The organism is Novosphingobium umbonatum, from assembly GCF_004005905.1.
In the GTDB taxonomy this organism is placed as follows: domain Bacteria; phylum Pseudomonadota; class Alphaproteobacteria; order Sphingomonadales; family Sphingomonadaceae; genus Novosphingobium; species Novosphingobium umbonatum.
In genome coordinates, this window is record NZ_SACO01000008.1 from 135,348 (window position 1) to 152,673 (window position 17,326).

A 17,326-nucleotide genomic window follows, 5' to 3' on the forward strand; every position below is an offset into this window, starting at 1 on the left:
GATGTTGGACAGGAAAAGGGGCCGGACAGCCTATGCCATCCGGCCCCCTTGTGATGGGATATTAGAAGTTCAGGCTGGCGCGAATACCGGCATAGCGACGGAAGTCACGCGGCAGGATGGCTTGGGTCGTCATCGCCCCGCCCCAGCTGCCATTGTTGTTGATCAGCGAGGGATAGTATTGCTTGTCAAACAGGTTGTTGACGAAGCCGGTCACTTCCCAGCGCTTGTCCTCGGCACGCAGGCCAAGGTTGAGGTTCACGATCGAATAGGCCTTCTGGAAGGTCTGGGGATCGCGGGCGGCATAATAGACGCTGCTCTGGTGCTGCAGGTTAACCTGAGCCAGACCGCGCAGGCCATCCTTGATCTGGGGCGTATATTCCGCCGTGATCGAGGTCTTGAAGGCAGGCGCCTGCACCGCGCGGGTGCCGGTCAGGTTCTGGCTGGAAGGCGTGCCGACAAAACAGCCCTGCGCGGCTGTCTGGCCAGCAAAGCACTGGGCAGCGGGGAAGGACAGATATTTGGCATCCAGCAGCGCAAACGAGCTGTTGAAGTTGAAATTGCTGCTGGGACGATAGCCAGCATCCACTTCGACACCATGCGTGCCCAGCTTACCCACATTGGTCAGGCGGAAGTTCTGGACGTTATCGATGGTCTCAATCGTCTGCGCCTGCAGGTTTTTGTAGGTGGTGTCGAAATAGGTAACGTTCAGCGTGACCTTGCGGTCAAACAGTTGCGAACGGACGCCAAATTCGATGTCACGCGAGGTTTCAGGCTTGATCGGACCAGCATTAGCGCGGCCCGAGTTAAAGCCGGTGGTCAAGTCATAGGTCTGGCCCTTGTAACCGGTCGAATAGGTCAGGAAGGCATTGACACGCGGGGTGAATTCATAGCGCAGGCTGGCGCGGTAGGTAGCCGCGGTGTCCTGTGCCGTGCCGCTGAAGCGGGCGCTGCCGTTCTGGATATCGTGGAACGTATAGCCGATGCTTTCGTTCTGAATACGGCCGCCGGTGGTCAGCGTGGCATTGGGCAGGAAGTTCCAGTCCGACTGCACGAAAGCGGCAATCTGGCTGGACTTCGACGTGGCATTCCAGTTGGCCAGCGAGAAGGCAGGACCGCGATAGAAGGGACGCTCAAAGTCCACATTGGCGTAGTAAGCACCCAGCGTATAGCGGAAAGGCTTCGAACCATCCGAGAGCAGGCGTACTTCCTGCGTGAACAGGGTCGATTTGAACGTACCGATCTGGACGTTGGTATAGGCTGCTGCGCTCTGAGCGGTTTCGTCGGAGTCGAAATAGTCGTCCAGACGGAACTTGTCATAGGAGGTGATCGTCACCAGCGAGTGATCGCCCAACTGGAATTCGCCGCGGATGTTGCCGCCGCCGCCCTGATACTTGGTGCGCGAGGTGTAATTGATGCTGACGTTCTGGTTATCGGCACCAGCGGTCACACCGGGCAAAGCGGTGGCAATGGTTACGCCCGCGCCGCCACGGAACAGAGCGCCCGCAGCCTGATAGACGATCGGACGGCCAACATTGGTGTTGCCGTTCATATAGTTGAGCGACAGCGTGATCGAAGCGTCCGAGGTCGGCTCCCAACGCAGCTTGGCACGCATATTGCCCGATTCGCGGCCGTTCAGCTTCTGCCCGTTGAACAGGTTGGTGACATTGCCCTTCCACTTGGAATAGGCACCCGACACCACATAGCCCAAGGTGGGGCTGATCGGGCCGGAAACCGAGAAATTGGCGCCATATTCATTGTCAGCGGTCAGGGTGGCATTGGCGCGCACCTTCAACTCGCTGGTCGGGTTGCGGGTGATGATATTGATCAGACCAGCCGAAGCCGCCTTGCCATACAGGGTCGACTGGGGACCGCGCAGCACTTCGATACGCTCTACGTCAGGCAGATCGGTGAAAGCGCGGGCCTGAAACGCCAGCGGCACTTCGTCCACCATCACGGCCACGCTGGGTTCGACGCCGATACCAAAGGCAAAGGTGCCCACGCCGCGCAGCGACACGTTGGCGTTTACGGGGTGTTCGGCGGGGCGGATCGTCAAGGAAGGCGAGACAGCGCCAAGGTCCTGAAACTGACGCACACCGGCAGCAGCCAGCTGACCCGAGCCGAGCACCGTAACGGCCAGCGGCACGTTCTGCACGTTTTCGGCGCGCTTTTGCGCGGTCACGATAATCTCGCCTGCATCAGCCTTGGGCGCGGCTTGCGTCTGGGCGAAAGCAGGCTGGGCCATCATGCCCATGGCGACCACCATGGCACCAAGGCCAACGGAGTTCTGGAAACCCTTCATAACATCCCCTGGGTTGCGTCGGACCACATAGCCCGATCTTCAATGACCCCACCTTATAAACTGGCCTAACCAAAGGCAAGGCCAATTTACACGTGATCCGGCCATTTACCATGAAGACTGCGGCAAATTGGCTACAACACAAAACCGATGCCATTGTCATACCAATTTATGCACAAATCCTTGCGCATACCCATGCGCGACATCCAAATGCCGGATGAACGCGCCTATTCAACCCCGCATCACCCCCGGAAATCAGGCCAATGAGCACAATCCAGCCTCGAAACGGCGCCCGACCTGCAAGGCCAATTTTGGCCTTACCTGTTTGGCGTGACACAACCACCCCATTCCCCAAGGCGCCCATCAAGCAAGGTACACCATCTGGCCAGACAGATTTTCCCATCATGAGAATCCGCAAACATTGCTTCATGCAAAATTAAGCAAAGCCCTCTTGCGCCAACCAAACCTTGTCGATAAAGTTTCATAAAACGCCCATTAAGTTCACATTATGAACGGTGCGACAAAACCGTACAGGGAAGGATCGATTGATGACCTCACACTCCGGCATTTGGCGCCGCAGCGCATCCGTGCTTGCGCTGGGCACCACCATGCTCTCTGCCGCGGCATCGGCGCAGACCGCCGCCCCCGCCAACAATGCTCCGTCAGACCCTGCCATCATCGTGTCGGGCATCCGCCAGAGCCTTGCCAATGCGCTGAACACCAAGCGTAATTCCGATCAGGTGATCGACGCCATCTCGGCCGAGGATGTTGGCAAATTCCCCGACAAGAACATTGGCGAAGCGCTACAGCGCATCACCGGCGTACAGATCAGCCGCGCAGGTGGCGAAGGCTCCTCCGTGTCGATCCGCGGCGTTGACCCCGGCCTGATCCGCGTGGAAGTGAACGGCCAGTCGCAATTGTCGACCTTTGCCGCCGATGTGGCTGGCGCGGCCACCAACCCTGCGGTGGAATTCCGCGACATTCCCGCCGAATTCATCAGCCGCCTTGAAGTGGTCAAATCCGCCACCGCCGACATGACCGAAGGCGGGCTTGGCGGCACGGTGCGGATCGTCACCCGCCGCCCGTTTGACAGCAAGGCGGGCTATCTGGCCGGTTCGGTTCAGGGCGTTTACGGCACGCTGGGCAACCGTCTGGACCCGAAAGTCGCGCTGATCGGCAGCCGCCTGTTTGCCAATGACACTTTGGGCATCCAGCTGTCGGCCACCTATGAAAAGCGCAGCCTGTGGTATGATCAGGCCAAGACCACCGGTTGGCGCAATGTGCGCAAGGTGGGCGCAGCAGCCGCCACTTGCAGCCAGACCGTGCAGACCGGCTGTACCGATCTCAATGGCGATGGCAGCGGTGATTTCTATCCCGATATCCCGCGCTATGCCATGTATCGCGAAAGCACCGAGCGTTATGCGCTGAACAATATCATCGAATGGCGCCCGTCGGACAAGTTCAAGCTGAACCTCGACACGACCTATACGCGCGGCCTGCAAACACTGAACAGCCAGTTGATGCAGATGACCACGTTTGGCGCACAAACCACCGCGCTGACGCTGGACCCCAGCACAGTGATCAATGCCGGCAATGCCGCCGACTATGTCAAATTCGTCGCCCCCGCCACCACCAACCCCACCAGCACCAGCGGCCTTGGCGTCACCTATCGCAACATTCTGGGCACGATCGACCGCCAGAGCTTTACCGGCCAGTTGGGCGCGCAATGGCAGGCGACCGACCGCCTGACGCTGAAGGCACGCGGCGGCTATTCATGGGCCCGCGCCTATAATGACGAAATCGACACGGTCGCCAACCAATATGGCCTGACCTATATCTCGGTCGATTACCGCAATGCCTCTGGCGCGCCCCAGATCGGCATGTCGGCCGATCCCACCTCGCCCACCGGCATCAACAATTTCCAGATCCAGCACAAGCCGCGCCTTAACCTGCAGACCGAAAAGAACCTGCAATTCGATGGCGAATACAAGCTGGACGGCTTTGTAAAGTCGATCAAATTCGGGGTTCAGCGCCGCATTACCAAGCTGAACTCGATCTATCATGACGCAACCGTCACCTATAATGGCTACACCTCCACCGCAGGCGTAGGCTCGATCACCAACCGTACTTGGGTAACCGGTTCGGCGGTGGATGCGGTGTCCTCCACCGGCACCAATGCGGCGATCCTGTCGCAGATCCAGAGCATCGTGAGCCATTATGACCTTGGTGATCACAATTTCTTCAACACCGGCAATCTGGGCTTCAACGGCTATTCGCGCTGGATGAACATGGGCATGGCGGTGGCCAATGCGGCGGGGATTCCCGATGCTACGGGAGCTTCCAGCTGGTCGCCGGGCGCCACCTATGATGTGCGGCAAAAGAATTTGGCGGGCTATGTCTCGGCCAAGCTGGGCTTTGACCTGTTCGGGCGCAATCTGGATCTGGTGATCGGCGCACGCGGCATCAACTTCAAGACTTTGTCCACCGGTTACAAGATCAACACCGTGGCGGGCACCTTTGCCCCCGTGGCCTATACCGGCAACTCCACCTATGTCTTGCCCAGCGCCAACTTGCGTTACGCCCTGGTGGACAACAAGCTGATCCTGCGCGCCACGGCCACCAAGGTTGCCGCCGCGCCCGATCTGTCCAAGATCACGCCCTCGCTCTCGCTCAATTCCACCGCGCTGACCGGCTCGCGCGGCAATCCCGATCTGCGCCCCTATACCGCGCAGCAATATGACCTCGGGCTGGAATGGTATGTCAGCAAGCTGAACTATCTGTCGGCAACCTTGTGGCGCAAGGATATCAACGGCTTCCCCTATCGCCTGGCCACATCGGAGGATTTCAACGGCCAGACCTATGTGATCACCACGTATAAGAACAGCCCTGCTCCGGTGCAGATCAATGGTCTGGAACTGGGCTCGCAATTTGCCTTCAGCTTCCTGCCCGGCCCGCTCAAGCATACCGGTGCCTCGGCCAATTACACCTATGCCAAGGATTCGGGCTTCTCGACGGTGGGCTATTACTCGGGCGTGGCGCTTGGCTTCCCCGGCCTGTCGCGCCACAGCTTCAACACCTCGGTCTATTACGAGGATGATCGCCTGTCGGCCCGCGTTTCCTATAACTGGCGCTCGCGCTATAATATCGGGCTGGAGCGCGACAATCTCAACGCCTTTGGCCATGCCTATGGCCAGTGGGATGCCTCGGCCAGCGTGAAGATCGGCAGCCATCTGACCGCCTTTGTCGATCTGGTGAACATCACCAATGCCCAGCGCACCGAGGATGAAGAAAGCACCTATCGCGTGTCGACGGTGGAAACCTTTGGCCGCCGTGTTTACTTTGGCCTGCGCGGCAAACTGTAAACTGGTCTGACCAAACAAGAGGGAGGCAGCGCATGGCAGGATGCATTTCACGGCTCCTGTCGGGCGCTGCCTTTCTGCTGTCGGCCCCTGCCGCTCTGGCGCGGGATTTCAACCCCGCCGACTGGAGCGCAGAGGCCGAGGCGACCTCCCGATTGCGCATCCAAGGCCACCGGATCAAGATCGACACCCCCAAGGGCTTTACCCTCTGGTATCGTCCAAAGCTTGCCTCCCCCATCCGCATCCGGTTTGAGGCGCGAATGGTGGCCAAGGGCGGCCCCAATGACAGCGTGAGCGACCTCAACGCTTTCTGGATGGCTAGCGATGCCAATGGCGGCAACCCCATTGGCCAGCGCGATGGCAAGTTCGAGGCTTATGACACGCTCCAAACCTATTACGTGGGCATAGGCGGCAACCGCAACAGCACCACCCGCCTGCGCCGCTATATTGCCAAACCGGGCGAGCGCCCCCTGCTGCCGCAGCATGACCGCAAGGATGCGCTGCTGATCCCCAACCGCTGGACGCAGATCACGCTGACCGCCGATGGCCAGACCATCACGGTGGATCGCGATGGCAACCGCCTGTTCACGCTGGACGACCCAGCCCCCTACACCGCCGGATGGTTTGGCCTGCGCACCACATGGAGCCACCTGCTGATCCGCCGCCTGACCATCACCCCGATAAAGGCCCAGCCATGACCGCCACCCGCCGCGATGCTCTCAAATTCGCCAGCCTGATCCCTGCCGCCAGCCTGTTACCCGATGTGGCGCAGGCCGCGCCCGTGGCAAAGCCTGCGAAAGCCCGCTGGCTGGAAAATCGCCCCGCCCTCGATCTGGGTCATAGTTTCGGCATGGCATGGCCGCGCGGCACCCTCTCGCGCAAGGCCAGCTTCGCCGTGGCATCGGGTGGCAAGCCCATCCCCGCCCAAAGCTGGCCCTTGGCCTTTTGGCCCGATGGCTCGGTAAAATGGACCGCCCATGCCCTGCCTGCCAGTTCGGGTCAGGCGGTGCCGGATGACATCACCATCCCCCCCAACCAGCAAGGCCCCGCCCCCGACGATCCGATCCGCATCGAACAGAGCGCGGACAGCCTGCGCCTCACCTGTGGCGGGGTGACATGGGATTTCGCCAAATCGGGCAACATACTCATCCGCTCGGCCAGCATTGGCGGGCGGAGCGTGATGGGGCCGGTAACGCTGGTGGGCCAGATGGCGGCCGATCAGAGTTTTACCGGAACCATCACGCAAGTCACGCTGGAGCAAAGCGGGCCAATCCGCGCCGTAGTCAAAGTGGAAGGCCTCCACCGCCAAGGCCAAGGCGCCAGCCTGCCCTTTACCCTGCGCTTCTATGCCTATGCGGGCGGACAACATCTGCGCGTCGTGCATAGCTTCATCTATGACGGCAACCCTTCGCAGGACACGTTGGCCGCTATTGGCCTGCGCGTTGGCGTGCCGATGCGCGATGCCCCGCATGACCGCCATATCCGTCTAGTCGGCGATGGTCCGCTGTTTGCCGAAGCCGTGCGCCCGCTGACCGGCCTGCGCCGCGATCCGGGCGTGGCTTTCCGGCAGGCGCAGGTCGAAGGCCGCGCCACGCCACCCTTGGCGCAAATGGCCGCTGTGGTGCGCGACAAGCTGGACTATATCCCCACATGGAGCGATTTCTGGCTGGAGCAGCCCAATGCCGATGGCTATCGCATCGAAAAGCGCACCACCGAAGGCCATGCATGGGTCGGCTCTACCGCTGGCCATCGCGCATCGGGTCTGGGCTATGTCGGCGGGCCTAGCGGCGGCGCGGCCTTGGCGCAGCGCTGGTTCTGGCAAACCTATCCCAGCGCCATGGCCATCGAGCACGCTGCTAGCGACCAAGCCAGTCTGACCGCATGGCTATGGAGCCCCCGCGCCGAACCGATGGACCTGCGTCCTTGGCGCGGGGTCAATGGCATGGAGGGTTATGACGCGCAAAATGCGGGTCTGGACATCACTTACGAGGATTACGAACCGGGCTGGGACAGCGCCACCGGCATTGCCAAAACCCACGAGCTGACGCTCTGGGCCTGCGCCGCCACGCCCGATGCCGCCACGCTGCAAGCCATGGCCGATGCCAATGCCGCCTCCCCCCGCCTGATGGCCGCGCCCGAAGATTTGTACAAGGCAGGCGTGTTCGGAGACTGGTCCCTGCCCGACCGTTCAAGCCCCAACCGCACGATTGTCGAGGACCAATTGGAGCGCCTCGTCAATTTCTATGCCGGCGAAGTGGACCGGCGCAGCTGGTATGGTTTCTGGAACCATGGTGACATCATGCACACCTATGATGCCGACCGGCACCAATGGCGCTATGACATCGGCGGCTTTGCATGGGACAATAGCGAACTCTCGCCCGATCTGTGGCTGTGGTATCAGGCCCTGCGCACTGGCGCAGCCCAACCTTTCCGTCTGGCCGAGGCGATGACGCGCCATACCAGCGAGGTGGACACCTATCACCTTGGCCGGTTCAAGGGGCTTGGCACGCGCCACGGGGTGCAGCATTGGGGCGACAGTTCCAAACAGCCCCGCGTGTCCAACGCCATCTATCGCCGCATCTATTTCTACCTCACCGCCGATGATCGCGTGGGCGATCTGATTGCCGATATGGTCGATAGCGACCGCACGCTGGACCATGTGGAGATTGGCCGCAAAGTGCCCAATGCCAAGCCCTATACCGGCCCGAAAGGCACGTTTGAAATGGGCTTTGGCCCCAGCTGGACGGCGGTGGCAGGGGCGTGGCTGACCCAGTGGGAGCGCACAGGACAGCGCCAGTGGCGCGACAGGCTGGTAGCGGGCATGACCAGCATTGGCGCGATGAAACATGGCTGGCTGACCGGCGGCGCGCCTTATGATCCATCCACCCACCGCTTTCTGGGCAAGGGCGAAGAGATAGCGATCAGCCATCTCTCCTCCGTGTTTGGCGCCACAGAGATCAATGCCGAATTGATAGATCTGATCGATCTGCCCGCATACCGGCAGGCATGGGTAGAATTCTGCCAATGGTATAATGCGCCAAAGCCCGACTATCTGGCCAAATTCGGCCCGCCCTTTGGTGCGCGCAACCTGCGCGAGGCCTATGCCCGCATGACCGCCTATGCCGCCCGCGCCCGCAAGGACGAGGCTTTAATGGCCCGCGCGGTGGAGGAATTCTTCTCCGGCGATGAAGGGCTTGGCACATGGGACCACGACCCGCGCGTCAAGCTGGGTAATCAGGTGGAATGGCCGCGCCTGTCCACCAATGCCGCCGCGCAATGGGGGCTGGCCGCGATCCAGATGCTGGCCTTGGCGGGGCCGCAGATCGACACGGCGCGCATCCCCGCCCATCGCAACAGCCCGCAGGAACCCCGGCGCTAAACCTCTGCCCCCTCCCGCCGGATCATCCAGCGGGAGGGGCAAGCATCACTTGGCCACCTTGGCCACTTCCACCGCATAGGTGTGGGTGGTGCCTTCGAAATTGGCGCGGAAAATGATCCATTTGCCATCGGGGGTGAAGGTCATGTTCGGCTCGGTCTTGTAATTGTTGCCGCGCATGTTCACCAGCTTCTCCTGGTCGAAGTAACCCGGCACGATCAGCTTTTCCGCGTCCGCCGTGGGGATTTCGGCATCATCGCCAATCGCGCGCGGGGTGAACAGATAAAGCCATTTGCCATCGGGCGCATGGGCCACCATCTCGCTATCGCCGCCATCGCCGGTAAACAGTTTGAAATCGGGCGACTGGTTGTAATGCACCGACCATTGGTTGCGCTCGACATGATACCATGTGCGCTTGCCGGTCCGCACATTATAGCCCGCCAGCCAGAACACCTGACCGCGCGGGGTTTGCAGATCATACCAGATCGTCTCGCCATCGGGGCTGAAGAATTCATGGCCCGCGATCTCGTTGTTCATCGTGCGAGCATGGACCAATTGCTTGCCCGTGCCATCGATGCGGATGGTCCAGATGCGGTCCACCTCGTGCCATGGCCCTTCATGGCAATACATGATCAGGGCCGGATCGGTGGGGGAAAATTGCACATGGTTGAGCCAGTCCTTGCTGGCCACGATGACCTTGCGCTCGCCGGTCACCAGATTGTGGGTGAACACTTCCATCGGAAAGCCCGCCTGCAACCTGCGGTGCAAGGCGCGGGTCTTGGCATCGGCATAGGTATAGGGCGTGCCGTCGGGCTTGTTCTCGGCATAATTGTTGCCGCCCACCACCGAGGTATTGCCCTGATCGGGGCGGATCAGCGTGCCATCGGGGTTCACCTTGGCGGGCGGCAAAGTAAATTGGCCCAAGAGCAGCGTTTCATCGGCATTGATCGAGCCGATCGAGCCACCCGCCACATCGGCCACTTTCTTCACCTTGCCGGTGTCGACATCCACCGCATAGACCTGAAACGGCCCGCCCGCATCATCGCGCGCGCGACTGGCGTAATAGGCGTTGCGGCTCTTGTGTCCGGTGAACAGCAGGTTGAGATGGGGGCCGGGCACCAGCAGCTTGACCGACCAGTCGGCCATGGAGACAACACTGATCCCGTCGGGCGTCTTGATCACCATCTTGTCGCCCTTGGGGGTAAAGGCGCTTTGCGTGAAATAAAGGTTGGAGGTGCCGCCCTGCGTGCTGATTCGGACGATGCGATGGCCGGTGTCGGCATCTACCCATTCCCTGGCGGGAGCGGCCATGGCGGCGGGTGCCAAGAGCATGGCTCCGGCGGCCAAAAGGCTGGAAATGCGGCGCAAGCCCATCTGATATTCTCCCGATATATGCCTTGCGGCGCATCATTGCCGCTTGTTGGTTTCGTTTTACATAGTATACACCATGATCACAATGTGAATTTTTAGGCGAGCCAGACCAGCAGGTGAACAGGCTCGGGGAAGAGGATGATATGGCCAATCCGGCAGGCACCAGCCCAAGACCGGTCCGCGCGATCAATTTCATCGCCTATGGCGCCAATGACGTGCTGGGCGCAGGCTCGATGGCGGTCATCTCGGCATGGGTGCTGATTTTCTACACCAAGTTCTGCGGCCTTTCCGCAGGGCAGGCCGCGCTGATCTTTGCCGTGGCGCGCATTCTGGATGCTTTTGCCTCGCCCACCATCGGGCATATCTCTGACCATTTCGACCGTTTCGCGCTGGGGCGTCGTTTCGGACGGCGGCGCTTCTTTGTGCTGGCGGCGATCCCGCTGCTGCCCAGCTTTGCTCTGATGTGGCTGCCGGGGCAGACCTTCTGGTATTACCTCGTTTCCTATGTGCTGTTCGAACTGACCTATGCGCTCGAAGTGATCCCCTATGAAACGCTGGCCGCCGAAATGGCCAGCGACTTTGCCACCAAGGCGAAATTCGCCGGCGTGCGCATCCTTTTCGCGCAGGGCTCGGCCATTCTGGCGGGCTTTTTGCCGCTATGGCTGATCAACTGGCTGGGGCGTGACAGTCCCAACACCTTCTTCGTTATGGGCGCCATTTTCGCAGGGCTATTCATGGCCACGGCGGGTTTCCTCTATGCTTTCAGCTGGGAACGCCAGCGCGATGCCCAGCCCGCGCCCACCGGCGTGTCGCCCATCAAGCGCCTGTGGCGCAACCTGTCCTCCACCTTGCGTATCCGCGCCTTTCGCCTGCATCTGGGCATGTATCTGGGCGGCTATATCAGTCAGGATATTTTCAACGCGGCTTTCACCTTCTTTGTGATCTTTGCGCTGGCCGGTTCCACCCAAGTTGCCTCCGGCCTGCTGGGCACGATGTATATTGTGCAATTGGGCGCGGTGATGCTGGCCATCCGCATGGCCCTGCGTGCCAGCCCTGCACAGGCCTATCGCATGGCGGCGGTGTGTTTCGCACTGGGCGTGGTGGCGCTGATCGGCCTGTGGTGGGCGGGGCTGCCCGCCACATCAGGCTGGATCTGGATCGGCATGGGTCTGGTGGGCATGGGCCGCGGGGCGCTCAATTACATCCCCTGGGCCACCTATAATTACATGGCCGATGTGGACGAGATTGTTACCGGCCGCCGCCGCGAAGGCTCTTTTGCCGGCGTAATGACCTTTATCCGCAAGGCAACCCAGGCCGCCGCCGTGGCGCTGGTGGGTCTGTTGATGGATTGGGGCGGCTTTGCCCCCAAAGCCGCTACGCAAAGCGACGGGGCGATCCTGACGCTGGTGCTGGTGATGGGTATCGGCACTTGGGCGATGCTCAGCTTTGGCATTGCGGTATCCACCCGTTTCCGCCTGAACCGCGCCACGCATGATGTGTTGATGGCCGAAATCGAACATTTGCGCAGCGGTGAGACAGAACCCACCAGCCCGCAAGCCAAGGCAGTGGTCGAGGATCTGGCAGGCTGGGATTATGACCAGCTCTGGGGCCGCAACCCTGTGGGAGAAAAGGCATGAAGCGCCTGTTGCTGCTGGCAGGGGCCAGCTTGTCCATCGCGGCGGCACCTGCGCCAAAGCAAGGACCAAAGGAGCCCGCCCCGCGCATCCTGCTGGCGGGCGATTCCACGGTGCAGACCTATTACAAGGCCCGCTATCCGCAAGCTGGCTGGGGCCAGTTTCTGGGCTGCGGCCTCGCCCCGCAAGTGGCCGTCATCAACCGCGCCATCGGCGGCCGCTCGACCAAGAGCTTTATCAATGAAGGCCGCTGGGACCGCCTGATGGGCGAGTTGCAAAAGGGCGATACAGTGCTGATCCAGTTCGGCCATAATGACGCCACCAAGGCCAAACCGGAACGTTTTGCCGATCCGGCCATGTATCGCGACAATCTGCTGCGCTTCATTTGGCAAACGCGCGGGGCTGGCGCTTTCCCTGTGCTGGTCACACCAGTGGCGCGGCGTTCGTTTGATGCGACAGGCAAGGCGCGGGCCGATTTTGCCGAATATTCCGCCGTGATGCGCGAATTGGCAGCATTGACCCAGACGCCCATCATCGATCTGGAGGGCGCATCGCGCAATATGCTGGACCGGATCGGGGCGGATAATGCCAAGGCGCTGTATATGAACCTCGCGCCCAAGGCCTATCCCGCCTTTGCCGCGGGGCTGGCCGACGACACCCATTTTACCGAGTTGGGCGCACGCGCTATGGCGCATCTGGTGGCCGAGCAATTGGCGGGCCTTTCCGTGCCAGCCGCCAAGACGGTTTTGCCCCAGCGCCCCGATCTGGAGCGCACAACGCCACTGGGTTCCTACGCCTGCCACTAACCTCTCACCGGCAGGCGCAAAAAGGGCGGCGGAGCCATCTCGGTCCCGCCGCCCTTTCCTTTGCCCAATTGTCGCTTAACGACGCTGCAAAGCCTCACCCAAAGCGCAGATCGCAAGGCTCTGGCCATAGGGCATGGAGGTGAGCGCGATATCCTTGTAGAACTGCATCGTATCGCCCATTGCCGTGCCGAAAGACACCTGCGTCAACTCGCCATCATCGTTGATGTGGTCGATCACGCCCTGCAAAGCCTTCAGACCCACCGCCTCATAGGCAGGGTCCAGCAGGCCCATACGCACACCCTTCAGGATACCATAGGCAAAGCCCGCCGTGGCCGAGGCTTCCAGATAGGAAGTCGGGTCTATCACCAGCGTGTGCCACAGGCCATTCTCCGCCTGCGTGGAAGCCAAAGTCTTCACCTGCGCCGCCAAAGTATCGATCAGGAAAGTGCGGAAAGCATCGCCTTCGGGCAGGTCCAGCAATTCGATGATTTCAGGAATGGCAATCGTGATCCAGCAATTGCCGCGCGCCCACAAAGCGCCTGCGAAATTATGCCGCCCGTTGAAATCCCAGCCGTGGAACCACAGGCCGGTCTTGGTATCGAACAGATATTTGATATGCACGAGGAACTGGCGCTTGGCCTCCTCGATATAATGCGGGCGGTTCAGCAATTGGCCAAAACGCGCCAGCGGCAACACGCTCATCATCAGCGTGTCATCCCACATTTCGCCGGGGTTTTCATCATTATAGACGATGTGCTGGAACCCGCCTTCCTCGGTCTTGGGCAAGCCATCGGGCGCCATCAGCCACTCGGCCCATTCCTCGATCTGGGCCAGCCAGTCGGCATTGGGCTCGCGCTCATACAGATTGGCCAAAGTCAGGAAAGGCGAGACCGTGTTGATATTCTTGGTCGTGCCGCGTGGCAATTGGTCCAAAAACCACTGACGGATAATGCCCAGCGCCTTTTCATCGCCGGTCTGTTCAAAATAGCGCCACATGCCGAACAGGCCGATGCCATGGGTCCATTCCCAGCCATTCCAGCCCTTGGTGTCAATCACACGGCCATCTTCCAGCCGCAGCAGGAACTCGCCGGTCTCGTCATGGATCGACACGAGATTGTCCATCAAACGATGGATCAGGCCGATTAACTCGGCGCGTTCAGGCAGGTTTGCAGACACTCTTTTCTCCATTTCTCAATTCGATACCGGCAGGGTGGCGGGCGCGGCAACTTGCGCCACATCCACGCCGCCACGGCGGTTTTGCAAGGTGATAAGGCGCACCGTTTCGGGCGCATTGGCGGGGTTGCCGTCGCTGGTGACGGCCAAAGCAATCGTGTTGGCCCCGCGATGATTGAGGATGCCTTCGGGGATCGGGAAAATCCGCTGTGGGCCGACATGGGCGATGAATTGCCCCATGTTCCAGCCGTTGACGAAGATCAGCACTTTATATTGCGCCGCCGAACGCGGCTTGGCTGTGTCGCCAAAGGCCAGCGCCAGCGTGGCATCCTGCCCCTTGGGCACATTCAGCTTTACGTTTGTGCGATACCAATTGGTGCCCGCCGCGCCCTGCGGCAAAGCAGGTCCGGTGGCGCACCACTGGCGATCATCAAAACCGGGAAGATGCCAGCCCATCCGTTCGCCAAATTGCCCGCCATTGTTGGGCGTGCCGCGCGTGCGATCGGCAAAATCCTCGCCTCCGCTGCGGCCCTGAATGCGCCAGTCGAGCGACACGGCAAACGCTGGCCCCGCCAAAGGTTCGAGCGAGGCCGCGATCAGCCCGCGCCCTTCCTTATGCTCGTCCATCGCGGTCAGATCCCAATTGTGCCCATTGTTGCGCACCATGACCGACAGCACATGATCCCCAGCGGCGCGGGCCATATCGGGCATGGCCAAGGTCAGATTGCCGGTGGTGATCGGGCGCGGCATGGCAGCGGGCAAATCCTGCTGACCGATCAGGCGCCCGTCGAGAAACACTTGCACCATCCCCGCCCCGCCCGCGCCATAGGTCAGGCTGAGACGCTGGGCATTGGCATCGCCCTTGAAACGGGCGCGATACCAGACATCGCCCTCGTGGAAACCATAGGGGTCCATGGTCAGGGTCGGCTGTCCGGCGGGCTTCTGGCTCTGGCTGGCATCGGCGCGATGGTCGATGCGCTGCCATGTGTGGTCATCGAAGGCTGGCAAGGCTTCGGGCGTGCCTTCGGCCATGCGCCAGTTTTGCAAGACCGGCAGGTCAATCGGCGCAGGGCCAGCCAGAGGCGCTACTGCCTCCAGCGCTTTGCCCGCCGCCGCGCGCATCGCCACTGGCGCACCATTCCATGTCACGCGCGCGGCCTGCGTCCAGACGCGTAAAGGACTTGGCGCCAATGTATCGCCGGTTAAGGCCAGCGTGCCGCCCTTCTTCACCGCATGGCGCAACAAGGCAGGCCCACAAGCCAGCACGCCATCGGCCTGCCAGCAAGCCGCACCAGCCGCATCATCGCCCAACAGCAAAGTGACCGCCGAACGCCCGCCGCCGCTGATCTCCACCGTGGCCAGCGGGCCATGCGTGTAATCCAGCACCAGATCACCCCGCGCCGCATCCCAAGTGACGCCAACGCCTGCCGGCGCCTTGACCACAGGCCGCGAGCCATAGCGCAGCACAATCCGCCCCGCCTCATCCTTGCGGCCAATCAGCAGCAGCAGCTTGGCCTGCGCGGTCTGGATCTGGCTGGTGGTGTAAACCAGCCTTTGCCCCGCCAGATCAGCCCCCGCCACAATCCATTTGGCATCATAGCCATTCAGCCGGATCGGCGGAAACCGGTAATGCCCGTCGGGCAGATCGGCGGCAAAGGTGAAGCTGGTGTCATCCGTCCAATGGCCCGCCTGATGCGTGGCCAGAATGAAGCGCGTGTCCGTTTCTGGGCTGCGATTGTGATAGAGCCTAATCGCATCGGAGGATGGCACCAGCTTTTGCGCAGGCACCATCGCGGCCAATTCCGGCAAGGCGGCCAGCGTGCCACCAATGGGCTTTAGCGCCAGCGCCTTTTCGCGCAGGGAGCGGTCCTCGGCAATGGCCGCGCCATAGTCATAGGAGGTGAACACCACCGGCGCGGGCAGCCAGCCCCATGATGTGCCGCCATAGCCCATATAGATGCTTTGCAGGCTGATGCCATTCGCCAGATTGGTGCCATAGAACAGCCGCCCATAGCCCGCGCCCGTTTGCTGCGCATTGCAGGCATAGATGCCGTTTGACCCCCAATAATCAAACCAGCCACCGCCAATCTCGGCCAGAAAGCCCGGCGTGGCGGGCGAGGCGGTAGCCCCTCCCCGCGCGCCGCCCGTGCCATAATAGCCCCAGTCCGGCGCGCCATTACCGCGCGAGACTTTGCCATCGGCGGTGCAGGTGCCCCCCGGATAGCCGTCAAACGCATACATATCGACCGGACCATGGACCACACCGGAGACTGGCGATCCATCGGGCACCCATTGCCCGTTGCGCCCCTGATCATTGTGGAAAATCGGCACGGTGATGCCATGGCTGCGCGTCACGGCATAAAGATGGTCCATATAGCGGCGATGGACAGGGCTGGTCTGGGACAGCTCGTTCTCGATCTGGTGCAGGATGACCGGACCATGCGCGCCATTGATCTGGTGCCGCGCGACAATGGCATCGATGGCTGCCAACCATTCATCCGCCGCTTTCAGATAGTCCGGATCATCAGTGCGCGCCCGCGCCTTTTGATTGTTCAGCCAGCCGGGAAAGCCCCCCCGCGCCAATTCCGCATTCACATAGGGGCCAACGCGGGTGATGACATAAAGCCCCTCCTCGCCCGCCATGGTGATGGCGCGTTCCATGTCGCGGATGCCGGCAAAGTCCAGCTCGCCCTGTTTAGGGCTGTGATAGGACCAGTCGAAATAGAAGGTAACCGTGTTGAAACCGCTGGCCTTCAGCTTTTGCAGCACATCGCGCCACAAGTCGGGGCTTGGCAGGCGATAGGGGTGGAATTCCGCCGCCCAGATCGGCACACGCCGACCATCGATCATCAGCGAACGCTGATCAAAGGACACGCGGCCAAATTGCTGCACCGGCGCGGGCGCCACGGGCGGCAAGGCGGTTTGCGCCTGCGCCATGGGGGCCAAGGCGAGCGCCGAACCGGCCAACAAAAGGGGGCGAAAATCCATCGCCATCAGGCCATGTGGAACATGGGGACGAGCGGCCATTCGCAAGGGCGATTATCCGACTGCACCTGCATCAAAGGGGCCATGGAGGCCCACCAGCGCTGCATCACCGGCGATTGCGGCAGGCTCTCGCGCTGGTTGCCCTCGCTCAGCCGCAGAACGGCAAACAGCGCCAGCGTCTCTTCATCCAGAAAGATCGAATAATCGCTGATGCCTGCCTCATGCAGCAGATCCACCAGCTCGGGCCAGATCTCGTCATGCCTTTTGCGATATTCGTCCACCATGCCGGGCAAGAGCTGCATCCTGAATGCCAGCTGTTCCATATC

General features: G+C 61.2%; 10 protein-coding genes. 5 read left to right on the plus strand and 5 right to left on the minus strand.

Features of this window, described 5'->3' with window-relative positions; genetic code table 11:
* Positions 1 to 61 precede the first annotated feature (61 nt).
* Positions 62 to 2,299 carry a TonB-dependent receptor gene (locus tag EOE18_RS11930; RefSeq protein ID WP_246027416.1) on the minus strand — a complete coding sequence of 746 codons (2,238 nt, stop codon included), beginning with the start codon at positions 2,297 to 2,299 and terminating at the stop codon, positions 62 to 64.
* Between the two features lie 545 nt (positions 2,300 to 2,844).
* Between EOE18_RS11930 and EOE18_RS11935 the strand changes: the two genes are divergently transcribed.
* The 3 genes from EOE18_RS11935 to EOE18_RS11945 are packed head-to-tail and all read left to right on the plus strand — an operon-like array spanning position 2,845 to position 9,034.
* A complete protein-coding gene (locus EOE18_RS11935; RefSeq protein WP_127709776.1) occupies positions 2,845 to 5,658 on the plus strand; it encodes a TonB-dependent receptor in 2,814 nt (937 codons plus the stop codon).
* Between the two features lie 32 nt (positions 5,659 to 5,690).
* Positions 5,691 to 6,353: a DUF6250 domain-containing protein gene (locus EOE18_RS11940; RefSeq protein ID WP_127709778.1), complete on the plus strand. Its 663-nt coding sequence runs from the start codon at positions 5,691 to 5,693 to the stop codon at positions 6,351 to 6,353.
* Complete coding sequence (locus tag EOE18_RS11945; RefSeq protein WP_127709780.1) at positions 6,350 to 9,034, plus strand: exo-rhamnogalacturonan lyase family protein; 2,685 nt, start codon at positions 6,350 to 6,352, stop codon at positions 9,032 to 9,034. The genes EOE18_RS11940 and EOE18_RS11945 overlap by 4 nt, the downstream gene beginning before the upstream one ends.
* Positions 9,035 to 9,079: 45 nt before the next feature.
* Here EOE18_RS11945 and EOE18_RS11950 read toward each other — a convergent pair whose 3' ends face one another.
* Positions 9,080 to 10,405, minus strand: a complete 1,326-nt coding sequence (locus EOE18_RS11950) for an oligogalacturonate lyase family protein (protein ID WP_127709782.1) — start codon at positions 10,403 to 10,405, stop codon at positions 9,080 to 9,082.
* Positions 10,406 to 10,545: 140 nt separating this feature from the next.
* On the opposite strand from EOE18_RS11950, the gene EOE18_RS11955 reads away from it, so the two are divergent.
* Together EOE18_RS11955 and EOE18_RS11960 are read left to right on the plus strand one after the other, a co-directional pair.
* Complete coding sequence (locus EOE18_RS11955; RefSeq protein ID WP_127709784.1) at positions 10,546 to 12,039, plus strand: MFS transporter; 1,494 nt, start codon at positions 10,546 to 10,548, stop codon at positions 12,037 to 12,039.
* On the plus strand, positions 12,036 to 12,842 hold the full coding sequence (locus EOE18_RS11960) for a rhamnogalacturonan acetylesterase (RefSeq protein WP_127709786.1): 807 nt from the start codon (positions 12,036 to 12,038) through the stop codon (positions 12,840 to 12,842). Before EOE18_RS11955 ends, EOE18_RS11960 begins: the two co-directional genes overlap by 4 nt.
* A gap of 75 nt (positions 12,843 to 12,917) precedes the next feature.
* Here EOE18_RS11960 and bglB read toward each other — a convergent pair whose 3' ends face one another.
* The 3 genes from bglB to EOE18_RS11975 all read right to left on the minus strand — a co-directional run bounded on the left by bglB (position 12,918) and on the right by EOE18_RS11975 (position 17,323).
* Positions 12,918 to 13,964, minus strand: a complete 1,047-nt coding sequence (gene bglB / locus EOE18_RS11965; protein ID WP_342772664.1) for a beta-galactosidase BglB — start codon at positions 13,962 to 13,964, stop codon at positions 12,918 to 12,920.
* A gap of 69 nt (positions 13,965 to 14,033) precedes the next feature.
* A complete protein-coding gene (locus EOE18_RS11970) occupies positions 14,034 to 17,003 on the minus strand; it encodes a beta-galactosidase (RefSeq protein ID WP_127709790.1) in 2,970 nt (989 codons plus the stop codon).
* Positions 17,004 to 17,008: 5 nt separating this feature from the next.
* On the minus strand, positions 17,009 to 17,323 hold the full coding sequence (locus tag EOE18_RS11975; protein WP_127709792.1) for an L-rhamnose mutarotase: 315 nt from the start codon (positions 17,321 to 17,323) through the stop codon (positions 17,009 to 17,011).
* Positions 17,324 to 17,326: the final 3 nt, after the last annotated feature.